Here is a 14,192-nt window from a genome sequence, read left to right as displayed (position 1 = left end):
GTCGTCGAGCTCCCGGTCTCAGATCTGGTCGGAGCCCGGGGTCGTCTTCTGCACCTGCATGAGGAACTCGACGTTGCTGTGCGTCTTCTTCAGACGCTCCAGGAGCAGCTCGAGGGCCTGCTGGCCGTCGAGAGCCGAGAGCACGCGGCGCAGCTTCCAGATGATCGCGAGCTCCTCCTTGCTCATCAGGAGCTCCTCGCGTCGGGTGCCCGACTGGACGGCGTCGATCGCCGGGAAGATCCGCTTCTCGGCGAAGTCGCGACGCAGCCGGATCTCCATGTTGCCGGTGCCCTTGAACTCCTCGAAGATCACCTCGTCCATCTTCGAGCCGGACTCGATGAGCGCGGTCGCGAGGATGGTGAGCGAGCCGCCGTTCTCGATGTTGCGGGCGGCACCGAAGAACTTCTTGGGCGGATAGAGCGCCGCCGAGTCCACACCACCGGACAGGATCCGGCCGCTGGCCGGCGCCGCGAGGTTGTAGGCGCGACCGAGCCGGGTGATGCCGTCGAGGAGCACGACGACGTCGTGGCCGAGCTCCACGAGCCGCTTGGCCCGCTCGATGGCGAGCTCGGCGACGATCGTGTGGTCGGACGCGGGGCGGTCGAACGTCGACGAGATGACCTCGCCCTTGACCGAGCGCTCGAAGTCGGTGACCTCCTCGGGCCGCTCGTCGACGAGGACGACCATGAGGTGGCACTCCGGGTTGTTGGTGGTGATCGAGTTGGCGATCGACTGCATGATCATCGTCTTGCCGGCCTTGGCGGGCGAGACGATGAGGCCGCGCTGTCCCTTGCCGATCGGCGCGGCGATGTCGATGACCCGGCCGATCATGTTGGTGGCATCGGTCTCCATGCGCAGCCGCTCGTTGGCGTAGAGCGGCGTCAGCTTGGAGAACTCGACCCGCGACGTGGCCGCCGACGGGTCGGCGCCGTTGACGGTGTCGATGCGCACCATCGGGTTGAACTTCTCGCGGCGCTCGCCCTCGCGGGGCTGGCGCACCTGGCCGGTGATCGCGTCACCGCGCCGCAGGCCGAGCTTGCGGACCATCGACAGGGAGACGTAGACGTCGTCGGCACCCGGCAGGTAGCCGCTGGTGCGCACGAACGCGTAGTTGTCGAGGACGTCGAGGATGCCGGCGGCGGGTACGAGGACGTCGTCGTCGCGGATCTCGGTGTCGGGCTCGCCGCGCTGGCTCTGGCCCTGGCGCGGCGCGTTGCCGGTGCTGCCCTGGCGCTCGCGGTCGCGGCCGCGGCGACGCCGGTTGCGCCGGCTGCCGCCCTCGCCGTCGGCGTCGCGGTTGCCCTGGCCCTGGGCACCCGACTGGTTGCCCTGGTTGCGGTTCTGGTCGTCCTGGCGCTCGCCGCGGTCCTCGTGGCGCTCGCCCTGCTGGGGGGTCTGGCCGCGACCGTCCCGGTCACCGCGGTCGCGGGACTCGGCGTCGCCGCCCGGCCCGGTCTTCGGCTCCGTGGCCTCGGCCTTCGGCCGGGCCCTGCGCTCGGCCTTCTCCGCGCCCTGGGGCTCGGTCTTCGGCTCGCTCTTCTGCTCGGCCTTCGGCTCGCCCTTCGGCTCGCTCTTCTGCTCGGCCGGGGCACCGCCCTCGACCGCCTTCGCGCCGCGGGTCGCGGCGCCTCGTCGGGGCTTCCCGGTGTCCGCCTTCGGCGCGTCGCCCTCGGCCCTGGCGGGGCGACCGCCGCCCGACTGGGCGGCCTTGATGGCGTCGATCAGCTGGGCCTTCTTCATCGACCCGGCACCTGAGATCCCCATGCCACTCGCCATCGCCTTGAGGTCGGCGAGCAGCATCGCGTTGAGCCCACCGCGCTTCTTGGTGGCGCCCTCGGCGCCCGCAGCAGTGGGTTCGATGGTTTCCGTCACGTGAGGTCCCTTCCCACGTTTAGCAGCCTGAACCGGCGTACCGCCGGCGGCTGATCTGATGTCAAGCTTCCCTCAGGTCAGTGTCCCTGGTGGGCAGACGTGATCTGCGCTGGGTTGAGGGAAGTGGGTCCGCATCGCTGACGCGATCGGATTCCCCATGATGCCACGCCGACTGTGCGGCGCGTCACCACTCTAACAATGCCGGAGGCGTGTCTGATTCCGCGGCGCTGCCGCGCTACTCGACGCGGGCGCCGTCGAGCGACACCGCGAGGTGCCGCGCCACCCACCCGGCGGGGCAGCGGGCCAGGAGCTCCTGGGTGAGCGTCGAGCCGTCGCCGTCGGTGAAGGCGAGGACCGTCGGGCCGGCGCCGGAGACGACCGCCGCGCCCCCGTCGGCGCGGAGGGCGTCGACCAGGGCGAGGGAGTCGGGCATCGCCGGGCGGCGGTACTCCTGGTGCAGGTAGTCGCGGGTGGCGCGGTGCAGCTGCTCGGGCTGACCGGCCAGCGCCGCGACGAGCAGCGCGCTGCGGGCGGCACCGGCCGCCGCGTCCGCGTGCGGCACCCGGTCCGGCAGCAGCCCGCGGGCGACCTTCGTCTCGACGCCGGTCGGTGGGATGAACACCACGGCACCGACCCGCGGGTCGACGGAGGCCTGGACCGCCCAGAAGTCGGCGTCGTGACCGGCAGCGGACTCGCTGCCGGAGATGACGAAGCCGCCGTGGAACGCCGGCGCGACGTTGTCCGGGTGGCCCTCGAGCTCGGCGGTCAGCCGGAACGCGGCCTCGTCGTCGAGGAGCAGCTCGCCGCCGGCGACGAGCGCCCGCGCCAGCACCACGCCGCCCACGATGGCCGCGGAGGAGGAGCCCAGCCCCCGGGCGTGGGGTACGACGTTGTGGCAGGTGAGGGACAGGCCGGGTGGCTGCTCCCCGAGCAGCTCGAACGCGGCCCGCATCGACCTGACCACCAGGTGCGCCTCGTCGAGCGGCACCTCGCCGGCGCCCGAGCCCTCGACCTCGACGACCAGCCCGCCGGTGGTCACCTCGGCCTCGAGGACGTCGCGCAGCTCGAGCGCGAGGCCGAGCGAGTCGTAGCCCGGCCCGAGGTTGGCGGACGTGGCGGGCACCGTGACCCGGACGGGCCCCGAGACGAACGACGTCATGGAGGTCAGACGAGCCCGGCCGCGGCGGCCGCCGCGTCGATGTCGGCGTCGACCACGACCTGCGGGAGCTCGCCGAAGAACTCGAGCGCCGTCACGGTGTCCTTCAGACCGTGCCCGGTGACGGTGATGACGACCGTCGCACCGGCGTAGGACTCCCCCGCCTCGAGCTCGGCGAGCAGGCCGGCGACGCCGGCGGCCGAGGCCGGCTCCACGAACACGCCGTCGCGGCGGGCCAGGTCGGCCTGCGCGCTCAGGATCAGGTCGTCGGAGAGGGCGGCGAAGCGGCCGCCTGACTGCTCCTTGGCAGCCACCGCCAGCTTCCAGGACGCGGGGTTGCCGATCCGGATGGCGGTCGCGCGGGTCTCGGGGAACTCCACGGGCTGGCCGAGCACCAGCGGCGCCGCGCCCTCGGCCTGGAACGCTCGCAGGACCGGCTTCTTCGACGCCCGCCCGGCGGCGGCGTACTGCTGGTAGCCGAGCCAGTACGCCGACATGTTGCCCGCGTTGCCGATGGGCATCAGGTGGAAGTCGGGCGCGTCCCCGAGCCGGTCGACGACCTCGAACGCGGCGGTCTTCTGGCCCTCGAGCCGGATCGGGTTGACCGAGTTCACCAGCGCGACCGGGTAGTGCTCGGCGAGCCCGCGGGACAGCTTGAGGCAGTCGTCGAAGTTGCCGCGGACCTGGATGACCTGGGCGCCGTGCACGAGCGCCTGGGCGAGCTTGCCGGCGGCGATCTTGCCGTCCGGGACGAGCACGATCGGGGTCAGCCCGGCCTTCGCGGCGTAGGCCGCCATCGACGCCGAGGTGTTGCCGGTGCTCGCGCACACGCAGGCCTTCGCGCCCTCGTGCAGGGCGACGGAGATCGCGGCGGTCATGCCGCGGTCCTTGAAGGATCCGGTGGGGTTCTGGCCCTCGATCTTGAGCCAGACCTCGCCGCCGGTGAGCCCGGAGAGCCACTCCGAGCGGACGAGCGGGGTGCCGCCCTCCCCCAGCGTGATCGCCGGGGTGCCCTCGGGGATGTCGAGGAGGTTGCGGTACTCCTCGATCACACCGCGCCACTGGTGGGCAGGCTGGTGGGCCGACTGCTGACTCATGCGAGCTCTCCCTCTACGCGCATCACGCTCGTGACGTCGCGGACGATGTCCATGCCTCGCAGCGCCTCGACGGTCGCCGCGAGCTGGGCGTCGGTGGCCTCGTGGCTGACGACGACGAGCTGGGCATCGGCGTCGCGGCCCTCCTGCCGAACGGTCTGGATCGAGACGCCGTGCTCGGCGAACGCGGTGGCCACGGCCGCCAGGACGCCCGCCTTGTCGGCGACGTCGAGCGACACGTGGTAGCGGGTGACCGTGTCGCCCATGGGCAGCACGGCGCGGTCGGCGTACGACGACTCGCCGGCGCCCTTGGTGCCCGCCACGACGTTGCGGGCGACCGTCACGAGGTCGCCGAGGACCGCGCTGGCGGTCGGCGCCCCACCGGCGCCGCGGCCGTAGAACATGAGCTGGCCGGCCGCCTCGGACTCGACGAAGACGGCGTTGAACGCCTCGCGGACACTGGCCAGCGGGTGGCTGCGCGGGATCATCACCGGGTGGACGCGGGCGCTCACGGCGTCGTCCTTCAGCTCGACGATCGCGAGCAGCTTGACGACGCTGCCCATCGCCTGGGCGCTCGCGACATCGCCGGCGGTCACGTCGGTGATGCCCTCGCGGTGCACGTCGCTCGCGGTCACGCGACTGTGGAAGGCGAGGCTGGCCAGGATGGCCGCCTTGGCGGCCGCGTCGAAGCCGTCGACGTCGGCGGTCGGGTCGGCCTCGGCGTACCCGAGCTCCTGCGCCTCGGCGAGGGCCTCGTCGAAGCCGGAGCCCTGGGTGTCCATCTTGTCGAGGATGTAGTTCGTGGTGCCGTTGACGATGCCCATCACCCGCGTCACCTTGTCGCCGGCGAGCGACTCGCGCAGCGGGCGCAGGATCGGGATGGCTCCGGCGACGGCCGCCTCGTAGTAGAGGTCGCGGCCGGCCTTCTCGGCGGCCTCGAACAGGGTCGCGCCGTCCTCGGCGAGCAGCGCCTTGTTGGCGGTGACGACGCTCGCGCCGTTCTCCAGGGCGCTCAGGATGAGGCCGCGGGCGGGCTCGATGCCGCCGATGACCTCGACGACCAGGTCGATGTCGTCGCGGGCCACGAGGGCCTGCGCGTCGGTCGTCAGCAGCTCGTGGGGTACGTCGACCTCGCGGGGCGCGTCGAGTCGCCGGACCGCGACGCCCGCCAGCTCGACCGGCGCGCCGACGCGGGCAGCGAGGTCACCCGCTTGCTCCTGGAGCAGCCGGACGACCTGGGATCCGACGGAGCCACAGCCGAGCACCGCCACCTTGAGGGGACGCATGACCCCAGGGTATCGGCGCGCGGACGGTCGGTGACCCGGTACGACGTAACGCGGACAGGTCGGCTCGTGATCTTCAGCGCAGGCGGCTAGCGGGCACCAGGCTCAGCGCGCCGAGCCCCGCCGCGGCGACGACGAGGATCGTCGCGCCGGTGACCGGGGCGGACGCCGCGAAGCCCGCGAAGACCACGCTGCCGCCGGCGAGGACCAGGGCCTGGACGAGGGCGTCGTTGAGCTGGAGGGCCGAGGACGCGCGGCCCTCCTCGCCGGCCGGCGCCTGGGCCAGCGTGAGCACGGAGAGGGTGGAGAAGGCCATCCCGATGCCGGCGCCGGCGAGTGCCCAGCCGACCATCGGGATGACGAGCGGGACGTCGGAGGCGGCGGTCGCGAAGAGCGCGATGCCGGCGGCGAGCGCGCCGCCGCCGATGCGGACCCGGCGCACCTCGTCGGACAGCGGCCGCCAGTTCGCGGCGAGCCACGAGCCGACGAACCACGTCGTCGCGCCGGCGGTGAGCGCCCAGCCCGCCTGGGTCAGGGTGAGTCCACGGTGCAGGGTCAGCAGCAGCGGGACGTAGGCCTCCGCGCCGGCGAACGCGGCCCCGATCAGCCCGCGCGCGCCGATGACGCTGGGCAGCCCCCGCCGTCCGGTCCAGGTGCCGCGCGGCAGCAGCCGCGGCCCGGCCACCACCACCGCGATGCCGGCGGCGGCGAGCAGCACCGGCCACCACGGCAGGTGGCGCTGCCCGGCGAGGCTGACCAACAGCACGCCGGCCGCGGCGACGATCGCCCACGGCAGGTCGCCGGGTCGGCGGGTCCCCTCTCCCGACGCCGACGAGGGCGCGTCGTGCACCAGCCACCAGGCCGCGGCGATGATGACGGGCACCCCCAGGAACACCCAGCGCCAGCCGAACACGTCGGCGACGGAGGCGGCGATCGCCGGGCCGATCAGGGCCGGCAGCACCCAGGCCCCGGTGAGCACCGTGAACGCCCGGGCGCGCAGTGCGGGCGGGTAGGCCTGTGCCACGACGACGTACATCGCGACGCCGAGGACGCCCATGCCGAAGCCCTGGACCGCCCGACCGACGAGGAAGACGGGCATGCTCGGCGCCAGGCCGGCGACCAGCAGTCCGATGCCGAAGACGACGACCCCGGCGTCGACCGCCGGCCGGGGGCCGCGGCGGTCGCTCCACGGCCCGACGACCGTGAAAGCGATGACCGAGGTCGCCATCGGTGCCGCGAACGCGACGGCGTAGAGCGAGAGGCCGTCGAGGGCGCGTGCGACGTCGGGCATCACGGTGGCGACGGCGAGGTACTCGAAGGCGAACATGAAGGCCAGCGCGAAGACGCCCACGGTCGTGCGGAGGTATCGGCCGGTCCACAGCGACGCTCGCCGGGCCTGGAGATCGGTCACGGGCCTATCCGACATCCTCGACCGGGGTTGAGGTCAACGGGGTATCACTCCACCGCCTGCGAGGATGAGCCGATGCTCTTCCCGAACGCGGACCTCGACCGCATCGCCACCGGCGAGGTAGACCTCGCGTTCCGGACGTGGTCGCGCCCGATGCACGTCGCGGGCGGGCGGCAGCGGACGCGGATCGGCGTGGTGGAGTTCGTGTCGGTCGACCGGGTGGACCCGGCCGACCTGACCACGGAGGACGCCGTGCGGGCCGGCACCGACCTGCCCGCGCTGCTCGCGTTCCTCGGCCGCAAGGAGGGCGACGTCTACCGGATCGGCGTCCGCTTCGCGGGCGCCGACGAGCGGGTCGCGCTGCGGGCGAAGCGGCCGGGCCGTGCTGAGATCGCGACCGTCCTCGACCGGCTCGCGGACATGGACCGGCGCAGCCACCGGGGGCCGTGGACCCGTCAGCACCTCGAGCTCATCGAGGCACGGCCGGCCGAGCTCGCCGAGACCATCGCGGCGAGCATCGGCCGCGAGAAGAAGCCGTTCAAGGCCGACGTACGCCGGCTCAAGGAGCTCGGGCTCACCGAGAGCCTGCCGACCGGCTACCGGCTGTCGCCGCGGGGTCGGGCCGTACTGAAGGCCCTCCGGCAGCGTGACTAGCCGACGTCGGTCGCCAGCAGGTCGTCGACCGTCTCCCGGCGGACGATGACCCGGAAGGCGCCGTCCTTGACAGCGACGACCGGGGGCCGCAGTGCGTGGTTGTAGTTCGACGCCATCGCCCGGCCGTAGGCGCCGGTCCCGGGCACTGCGATCAGGTCGCCGGGTCGGATGTCGCCCGGCAGGAACTCGTGCTTGACCACGATGTCGCCCGACTCGCAGTGCTTGCCGACGACCCGCGCGATGACGGGGTCCGCGTCGCTGTGCCGCGAGGCGAGGGTGCAGGAGTAGTCGGCGTCGTAGAGCGCGGTCCGGATGTTGTCGCTCATGCCGCCATCGACACTCACGTAGGTGCGCGAGGCGCCGCCGTCGAGCGTGACCTCCTTGACGGTGCCGACGGTGTAGACGGTGCACATCGACGGGCCGACGATCGCCCGGCCGGGCTCGATGGACAGGTGCGGGCGCTCGATCCCGAGCGCGGCGCACTCCCCCGTGACGATCTTCGTGATCTGGTCGGCGAGGACCGCGGGGTCGGCCGGGTCGTCCTGCGTCGTGTAGGCGATGCCGAAGCCGCCGCCCAGGTCGAGCTCGGGCAGCGCGTGGCCGAGCTCGGAGGCGATGCGTGCGTGCAGCGCGAGGACGCGACGGGCGGCGACCTCCCAGCCGGAGGTGTCGAAGATCTGGCTCCCGATGTGGCTGTGCAGGCCGCGCAGCTCGAGGCTGCTCGACTCGAGGACCCGGCGTGCCGCCTCGAAGGCATCACCGGAGCCGATCGAGAACCCGAACTTCTGGTCCTCGTGCGCGGTCGCGATGAACTCGTGCGTATGGGCCTCGACGCCCGCCGTCACGCGGACCATCACCGGCTGCACGACACCGAGCTGCGCGGCCACGTCGGCGATCCGCTCGATCTCGACGAACGAGTCGACGATGATCCGGCCGACGCCGGCGTCGACGGCGCGGCGCAGCTCCATGGCCGACTTGTTGTTGCCGTGGTAGCCGATGTGCTTCGGGTCGACCTCGGCCCGCAGCGCGACGGTCAGCTCGCCGTCGGAGCAGACGTCGAGGTGCAGCCCCTCCTCGGCGACCCACCGGGCGACCGCCGTACTGATGAACGCCTTGCCGGCGTAGTAGACGTCGTAGCCGGCGAACGCGTCGCGGAACGCGCGGGCGCGGAACCGGAAGTCGTCCTCGTCGAGGACGAACGCCGGGGTGTTGACGTTCGCGACCACGTCGGCGACCGGGAGGCCACCGATGTGCAGCGCGCCGTCGACCTTCTGCGCGGTGCGGGGCCACAGCACCGGCACGAGCGCGTTGGCGTCGGAGGGCTCGCGCAGCCAGACCGGCGAGGTGCCGGTGAAGCTGCCCGGGCTGACGTGCCCGGTCACATCCGCTCCGGCGCGGAGACGCCGAGCAGGGCGAGGCCGTTGGCGAGGACCGTCCGGGTGGCGACGACCAGCACCAGGCGCGCGATGTTGGCCGGGCCGACCGGCTCGTCGCCCTGCGGCAGCATCCGGCACTCCTTGGTGTCGTACCACTTGTTGAAGATCGACGCGGTGTCCTCGAGGTAGCGCGCGACGCGGTGCGGCTCACGCAGCTCGGCGGCCGCCGCGACGACGCGCGGGAACTCCGCCAGCGCGCGCAACAGCTCGCCGTCGCGCTCGTGCGCGAGCAGCGACGGATCGAACCCGCCCGAGGGATCGGTGAGGTTCTCGGGCAGCGCCATGCCGAGGTCGGCGGCGTTGCGCATCATGGCGCTCGTCCGCGCGTGGGCGTACTGCACGTAGTAGACGGGGTTCTCGTTGGACGCCTTGGTGATCTCGGCGACGTCGAGCGTGAGCGGGCTGTCGGCCGGGTAGCGCGCGAGGGAGTAGCGCAGCGCGTCGACGCCGATCTCCTCCGCGAGCTCGTTGAGGGTCACGATGGTGCCCGCACGCTTGGACAGCTTGAGCTCCGCGCCGTCGCGCAGGATCTTGACGAGCTGGCCGATCATGACGTCGAGCGTCTCGTCCGGGTCGTCGCCGACGCAGGCCGCCATCGCCCGGAGCCGGCCCACGTAGCCGTGGTGGTCGGCGCCGAGCAGGTAGATGCAGTGGTCGAAGCCCCGCGCCCGCTTGTCGAGGTAGTAGGCGGTGTCGGACGCGAAGTAGGTGAGCGCGCCGTCGGACTTGATGAGGACGCGGTCCTTGTCGTCGCCGAAGTCGGTCGTGCGCATCCACAGCGCACCGTCCTGCTCGTAGACGTGGCCGAGCTCCTTGAGCCGGGCCAGCGTCTCGGGCACCGAGCCGGACTCGTGCAGCGAGTTCTCCGAGAACCAGACGTCGAAGTGGGTGTTGAAGCTGTCCAGCTGCGCCTGCTGCTCAGCGAGCTGCAGCTCGTAGCCCTTGGCCCGCACCGCGTCCGTGCGCTCCGGCTCCGCCAGCTCGAAGATCCCCGGCACCGCCTCGCCGACCTCCTTCGCGAGGTCGTCGATGTAGCCGCCGGCGTAGCCGTCCTGCGGCGTCGGCTGCCCCGTCGCAGCCGCGATGATCGAGGCCGCGAAGTGGTTCATCTGAACGCCGCGGTCGTTGATGTAGAACTCACGGGTGACCTCCGCGCCGGCGGCCGCCAGCACCCGACCGATGGCGTCGCCGAGGACCGCCCACCGGGTGTGGCCCAGGTGGAGCGGACCGGTCGGGTTCGCGGAGATGAACTCGATGTTGATGCGCTGGCCGGCCAGCACATCCCCGACGCCGTACGACGTCCCGGCGGCGGCGATCGTCGCGGCCACCTCGCCCTGCGCGCCGGCCGACACGGTGATGTTGAGGAAGCCCGGACCGGCGATCTCGACGTCGGCGACGCCGGCGGTCTCCTTGAGCTTCGCCGCCACCAGCTCGGCGAGCGCGCGCGGGTTGGTGCTCGCCTTCTTCGCCAGCTGCAGCGCGACGTTGGTGGCGTAGTCGCCGTGCCCCTTCTGTCGGGGTCGCTCCACGGTCACGCTGGTCGGGACGCCGTCGGGGAGGGTGAGGGCACCCTCGTCGGACAGCGTCGTCAGTGCGTCGACGATCGCGGTGGAGAGCTGCTCGGGGGTCACCGGTCAAGCCTATCCGCGCGAGGAGCCTCGCCTCACGTCGGTATCACGCCGCTGCGCCGGGCGGCCCGAGCCCCGACACGCCCGGTTTCGTGAGCGCACGGGCCGGGCGGTAGGGTCATCCCCGCACCGCTCAGCGGCGCACGCCTCCGTAGCTCAGGGGATAGAGCACTGGTTTCCGGTACCAGGTGCCGCAGGTTCGAATCCTGCCGGAGGCGCAGATCAAGACCCTGACCGTCACGGTCAGGGTCTTTCCCTTTGTCAACGACCGCCGCGGCGTGTCGCAGGTTCTTTTGCCGTTCCGGGTGACTCCAGCGCGATCAGACGCTACCTTTTCGTCACACGGTTCACACCATTCACATGCGCCCCTCGGCAGGGGAGCGCCCGAACGGAGGGGCGTGCGCATGGCGCAGCTCGGCAGATTCGTGCGGCGGGGTGCCGCACTCGGCATCGGCACACTCGTGGCGGCGGGTCTGCCGATCGTCGCGGTGCAAGCCGCTGACTCCCCCCTGCCGACGGATGCCGCCGTCGCCTTCCTCACGCCCGCCGTGGGCGACACCGTCCACGTCGGGCCGGTGACCTCGGCGGACATCGTGCTCGGCGCCGACCCCGCCGTGGTCAAGGTCCACCTGCGTGTGACGCCGAGCAGTGGCTCCGCGTGGGAGGCCGATCTCGTCCGCGCCACGAGCGGCGTCTTCGAGTCGCCGTGGACCACGACCGGTCTTCGCAGCGGCACGGCCCAGCTGGAGGCGACCCCCTACACGACCGACCCGACGTCGCAGCTCCTCGTCGCCGACGACCCGGTCACCGAGACCGTCAGTCTGTCCGCGGCGGGAACCTTCTCCGAGCCGTCGAAGACCGACGCCACGACGAAGGAGGCCCTGTGCGGCCCCTTCATCCGGCCGCGCCGCAAGGTCGCGAAGGGCACCTCGACCTGCGCCGCCGTACCGCTCGGCGTGTTCACCTCGAAGCTCGACGGCCACACCTACGCCCGGGTCACCGGCAAGACGTCGGGCACCGTCGCACCGACGGCCGATGCGCCCGCCTTCCCCACCACCACGGCTCCGGCCGCGACCAGGTACAGCCCGAAGAGCACGTTCGACGACGCGAGCGGCATCTTCCGCGTCCCGGTGGACCTGACCGGCAACCCGGGAGTCGCCGCCCGCCGCGCCGTCATCCGGGTCAGCGACGGCACCTCCTCGACATCGGTCCAGGCACCGCTCTACACCCAGGTCGTCACCCACGTGCGCTCCACGGCGACGCAGGTCACCGGAGGTGGCTACGCCATCCGCTCGACGCTCGCCGACCAGTACGGCCAGCCGGTCATCGGCGCCCCCACCCGCCTGATCGGCTACGCCAACGGATCGCGTACGCCGGTCAACCAGCTCGTCGCCACCGACGTCAACGGAGTGGCGACCTTCCCGGGCGTCGTGCCGGTGAACGGCTTCTACATCGCCGTCGCGGATGTCGACCTCAACGGCAAGAAGGCGGCCTCGGAGCCCAGCTTCGAGACCGTCCTCGGCAACGTCACCTATGCCGCTCCCGGGCGGCCGCTCTACCACAACAACACGCGCATCAAGGGCTCCAGCGGGACCGTCGGCGACACGCTCCGCGGCTCGATGGACGCCGCGGCGCGCCGCTACCAGTGGATCGACCAGGACGGGCATCTCGCCTTCGCCAACCTCGCCAGCCGGCGCGCCGGCGCCCGCCGCGTGACCCAGCCCGGGCAGCTGACCTGGATCAACGCGCACGGCGCGCCGTTCAACCCGAGGTGGCTCAAGAAGGGCCGCTTCGAGACCCGGGTGTGGTCGGGGCTGAAGAAGCGCCGCGGCCTGCGCAACGCCGACATGACGTTCCAACAGGACGCCGCCCGACACCTCTCCGTCGAGTGGGAGGTCAAGGACATCAACCCGTTCACCACCCCTGCCGCCCTCAACGCCGCCTTCGCCAGCCTCGCGTCGTCCGCCCAGCGCTACTACGGCGCGGCGTGGCAGACACGGGTCGAGATCAAGGTCCTCTCCAACCTCTCCGGTGGCCAGGCCTTCGCGCTCAAGATCCTCCAAGCGGCGCACGCCCACGGCTTCACGACCATGTACCTCGCGCGCGGCAGCGCGGTCGGGACCCAGATCCCGGCAGCGGCACACGCCTACATCGACCACGTCCGCGGCGCGCGCGACCTGCTCTACGCCTACGCGGTGCCGGCGTGGCAGAAGGAGCTGCCCGTGGCCAAGGACCCGGCGCTCAGCGCTCGCTGAGCAGCGCCTCCCTCGGAGAGGGACAGCACACCCTGCCCTTCCCCATACCTAGAACTCGTTCTAGGTACGTTCGGGTGCCCAGGTCACCCCCGAGAAGCCGCTCCGAGTCGTCGTCCGGTCGACCGGCACGGTGGGGCGGCACGCGATCCCTGGCGTCGACGCGCACCCGGACCTCGAGCTCGTCGGTGTCTGGACCTCGACAGAGGAGGTCAGCTCGATGACGGGCCGTACGGCGGCCCGCGGCTACCTCGCCCACGGCACCGCCACGGCGGCGCTCGCGCACCGGGCCCGGCTCGCCGCGACCGGCGTGCAGGAGCCCAACCTCGACCTGCGCCTGCCTGACCTGACCTGGGCCGACCGGGCTGACCGGGCTGATCCGGCCTAGCCGCTGGGCCCGCCGGACTCCGGGGCCCCGCTCTCGCCCTCCCCATAGGTGAAGAACGACATCTTGCCGTCGACCTCGAGGACGGCGTACTCGATCTGCGAGGTGTACTTGATGCCCTGCTCTCGCGCCGCGACCAGCAGGTCGGCGACCGAAAGCCGCTGCCGCGCCATCTTCGCCTCGAGCGGCTTGCCGTCGGCGAAGACGAGCTCGGGCCGCCCGCTGACGATGCCTCGGGCTCCCCGGAAGCGCCACTGCACCCACGAGATCCCGACGGTGAGGAGCGCGAACGTGCCGACGCCGAGCGCCGCGGCAGTCACCGAGTAGTCCTGCTGGGTCACCGCCTGCTGCACCAGGTCGCCCATCGTCACGTAGAGGATCAGCTCGAACGTGCTCAGCTCGCCGAGCGTGGACCGCCCGACGGCGCGGGTGATGACCCACAAGAAGATGAAGACGACGAGCGCCCGGATCACGATCTCCATGCCGACTCCTCTCAGGGCATCAGGAACGTACGGAAGTCGACCGACGCCACCCGCCGGCCCGCGTCCACGACGCTGAGCGTGCCGGAGCGGCCGATCTGGGACGCGGGCTGGACGTAGGCGTCGAACGAGACGGTCAGCGTGTCCCCCGGTGGCTTGTTGAAGGTGAGGTAGTAGTAGGAGCCGTCCCGGGTCTCGTCGGAGGGCTGAGGCTCGAAGCCCTGCGACTCGAAGATGTCGAAGTAGTCCCCGGAGACGGCCAGCGTGACGTCGCCGTCGAAGCCGCCCGCATGCGTGACGGTCACCTCCCACACGACGTCGAGCCCAGGTCGCGCGACGCCGGGGTGCTCGAGCGACACCGTCCAGCCGTCCTCGCTCGCCCGCGAGGTGGTGGTGTGCACGCCGAGCAGACCGAGCAGACCGGCCAGGACGAACAGGAGCAGCAGGGTCAGGAAGCCGCGGCGCAGCCAGACGGCGAGACGCCCCTCGTCGCTGGTCTCCAGCCCGTCGAGGGTGGACGCAGGGATCCTCACAGATGTGCCAGT

Annotated in this window: 12 protein-coding genes and 1 tRNA gene; 4 read left to right on the top strand and 9 right to left on the bottom strand. The window is 72.0% G+C overall.

Going from position 1 to position 14,192, the window contains the following annotated elements:
- Positions 1 to 18 precede the first annotated feature (18 nt).
- From rho to QDS12_RS14470, 5 genes are all read right to left on the bottom strand, one after another.
- On the bottom strand, positions 19 to 1,872 hold the full coding sequence (gene rho, locus QDS12_RS14490) for a transcription termination factor Rho (RefSeq protein ID WP_279879973.1): 1,854 nt from the start codon (positions 1,870 to 1,872) through the stop codon (positions 19 to 21).
- Positions 1,873 to 2,107: 235 nt separating this feature from the next.
- The gene (gene thrB / locus QDS12_RS14485) at positions 2,108 to 3,031 is read right to left on the bottom strand and encodes a homoserine kinase (protein ID WP_279879970.1); all 924 of its coding nucleotides are present in this window, start codon (positions 3,029 to 3,031) and stop codon (positions 2,108 to 2,110) included.
- 5 nt (positions 3,032 to 3,036) lie between these two features.
- Entirely contained in the window at positions 3,037 to 4,125 is a 1,089-nt protein-coding gene (gene thrC, locus QDS12_RS14480; RefSeq protein WP_279879967.1) for a threonine synthase, read from the bottom strand.
- A complete protein-coding gene (locus QDS12_RS14475) occupies positions 4,122 to 5,408 on the bottom strand; it encodes a homoserine dehydrogenase (RefSeq protein ID WP_279879963.1) in 1,287 nt (428 codons plus the stop codon). The genes thrC and QDS12_RS14475 overlap by 4 nt, the downstream gene beginning before the upstream one ends.
- A gap of 73 nt (positions 5,409 to 5,481) precedes the next feature.
- Positions 5,482 to 6,816, bottom strand: a complete 1,335-nt coding sequence (locus QDS12_RS14470; protein WP_279879960.1) for an MFS transporter — start codon at positions 6,814 to 6,816, stop codon at positions 5,482 to 5,484.
- Positions 6,817 to 6,888: 72 nt separating this feature from the next.
- Between QDS12_RS14470 and QDS12_RS14465 the strand changes: the two genes are divergently transcribed.
- A complete protein-coding gene (locus QDS12_RS14465) occupies positions 6,889 to 7,467 on the top strand; it encodes a hypothetical protein (RefSeq protein ID WP_279879957.1) in 579 nt (192 codons plus the stop codon).
- Here the strand turns inward: QDS12_RS14465 and lysA are convergent.
- Together lysA and argS are read right to left on the bottom strand one after the other, a co-directional pair.
- A complete protein-coding gene (gene lysA / locus QDS12_RS14460; RefSeq protein WP_279879954.1) occupies positions 7,464 to 8,849 on the bottom strand; it encodes a diaminopimelate decarboxylase in 1,386 nt (461 codons plus the stop codon). The two genes, QDS12_RS14465 and lysA, sit on opposite strands and share 4 nt — an antisense overlap.
- Positions 8,846 to 10,534, bottom strand: a complete 1,689-nt coding sequence (gene argS, locus QDS12_RS14455; RefSeq protein ID WP_279879951.1) for an arginine--tRNA ligase — start codon at positions 10,532 to 10,534, stop codon at positions 8,846 to 8,848. Before argS ends, lysA begins: the two co-directional genes overlap by 4 nt.
- 142 nt (positions 10,535 to 10,676) lie before the next feature.
- On the opposite strand from argS, the gene QDS12_RS14450 reads away from it, so the two are divergent.
- The 3 genes from QDS12_RS14450 to QDS12_RS14440 all read left to right on the top strand — a co-directional run bounded on the left by QDS12_RS14450 (position 10,677) and on the right by QDS12_RS14440 (position 13,171).
- Positions 10,677 to 10,749, top strand: a tRNA-Arg gene (locus QDS12_RS14450).
- A gap of 186 nt (positions 10,750 to 10,935) precedes the next feature.
- Positions 10,936 to 12,786 carry a hypothetical protein gene (locus QDS12_RS14445; RefSeq protein ID WP_279879948.1) on the top strand — a complete coding sequence of 617 codons (1,851 nt, stop codon included), beginning with the start codon at positions 10,936 to 10,938 and terminating at the stop codon, positions 12,784 to 12,786.
- Positions 12,787 to 12,916: 130 nt separating this feature from the next.
- Complete coding sequence (locus tag QDS12_RS14440; RefSeq protein ID WP_279879946.1) at positions 12,917 to 13,171, top strand: hypothetical protein; 255 nt, start codon at positions 12,917 to 12,919, stop codon at positions 13,169 to 13,171.
- Here the strand turns inward: QDS12_RS14440 and QDS12_RS14435 are convergent.
- The gene (locus tag QDS12_RS14435) at positions 13,168 to 13,650 is read right to left on the bottom strand and encodes a YetF domain-containing protein (protein ID WP_279879943.1); all 483 of its coding nucleotides are present in this window, start codon (positions 13,648 to 13,650) and stop codon (positions 13,168 to 13,170) included. The two genes, QDS12_RS14440 and QDS12_RS14435, sit on opposite strands and share 4 nt — an antisense overlap.
- Positions 13,651 to 13,661: 11 nt before the next feature.
- Positions 13,662 to 14,180 carry a hypothetical protein gene (locus QDS12_RS14430; protein WP_279879940.1) on the bottom strand — a complete coding sequence of 173 codons (519 nt, stop codon included), beginning with the start codon at positions 14,178 to 14,180 and terminating at the stop codon, positions 13,662 to 13,664.
- Between the last annotated feature and the right edge of the window lie 12 nt (positions 14,181 to 14,192).

The sequence above is a fragment of the Nocardioides sp. CER19 genome (genome assembly GCF_029846275.1).
Lineage (GTDB): Bacteria > Actinomycetota > Actinomycetes > Propionibacteriales > Nocardioidaceae > Nocardioides.
Note: the sequence above shows the minus strand (reverse complement) of the source record. Positions and strands in the feature narration are given on the sequence as shown.

Coding starts and splice junctions, on each gene's coding strand:
- QDS12_RS14445 (WP_279879948.1), top strand. CDS start 10,936: ATGGCGCAGCTCGGCAGATTCGTGCGGCGGGGTGCCGCACTCGGCATC.
- thrB (WP_279879970.1), bottom strand. CDS start 3,031: ATGACGTCGTTCGTCTCGGGGCCCGTCCGGGTCACGGTGCCCGCCACG.
- QDS12_RS14475 (WP_279879963.1), bottom strand. CDS start 5,408: ATGCGTCCCCTCAAGGTGGCGGTGCTCGGCTGTGGCTCCGTCGGATCC.
- thrC (WP_279879967.1), bottom strand. CDS start 4,125: ATGAGTCAGCAGTCGGCCCACCAGCCTGCCCACCAGTGGCGCGGTGTG.
- QDS12_RS14435 (WP_279879943.1), bottom strand. CDS start 13,650: ATGGAGATCGTGATCCGGGCGCTCGTCGTCTTCATCTTCTTGTGGGTC.
- QDS12_RS14465 (WP_279879957.1), top strand. CDS start 6,889: ATGCTCTTCCCGAACGCGGACCTCGACCGCATCGCCACCGGCGAGGTA.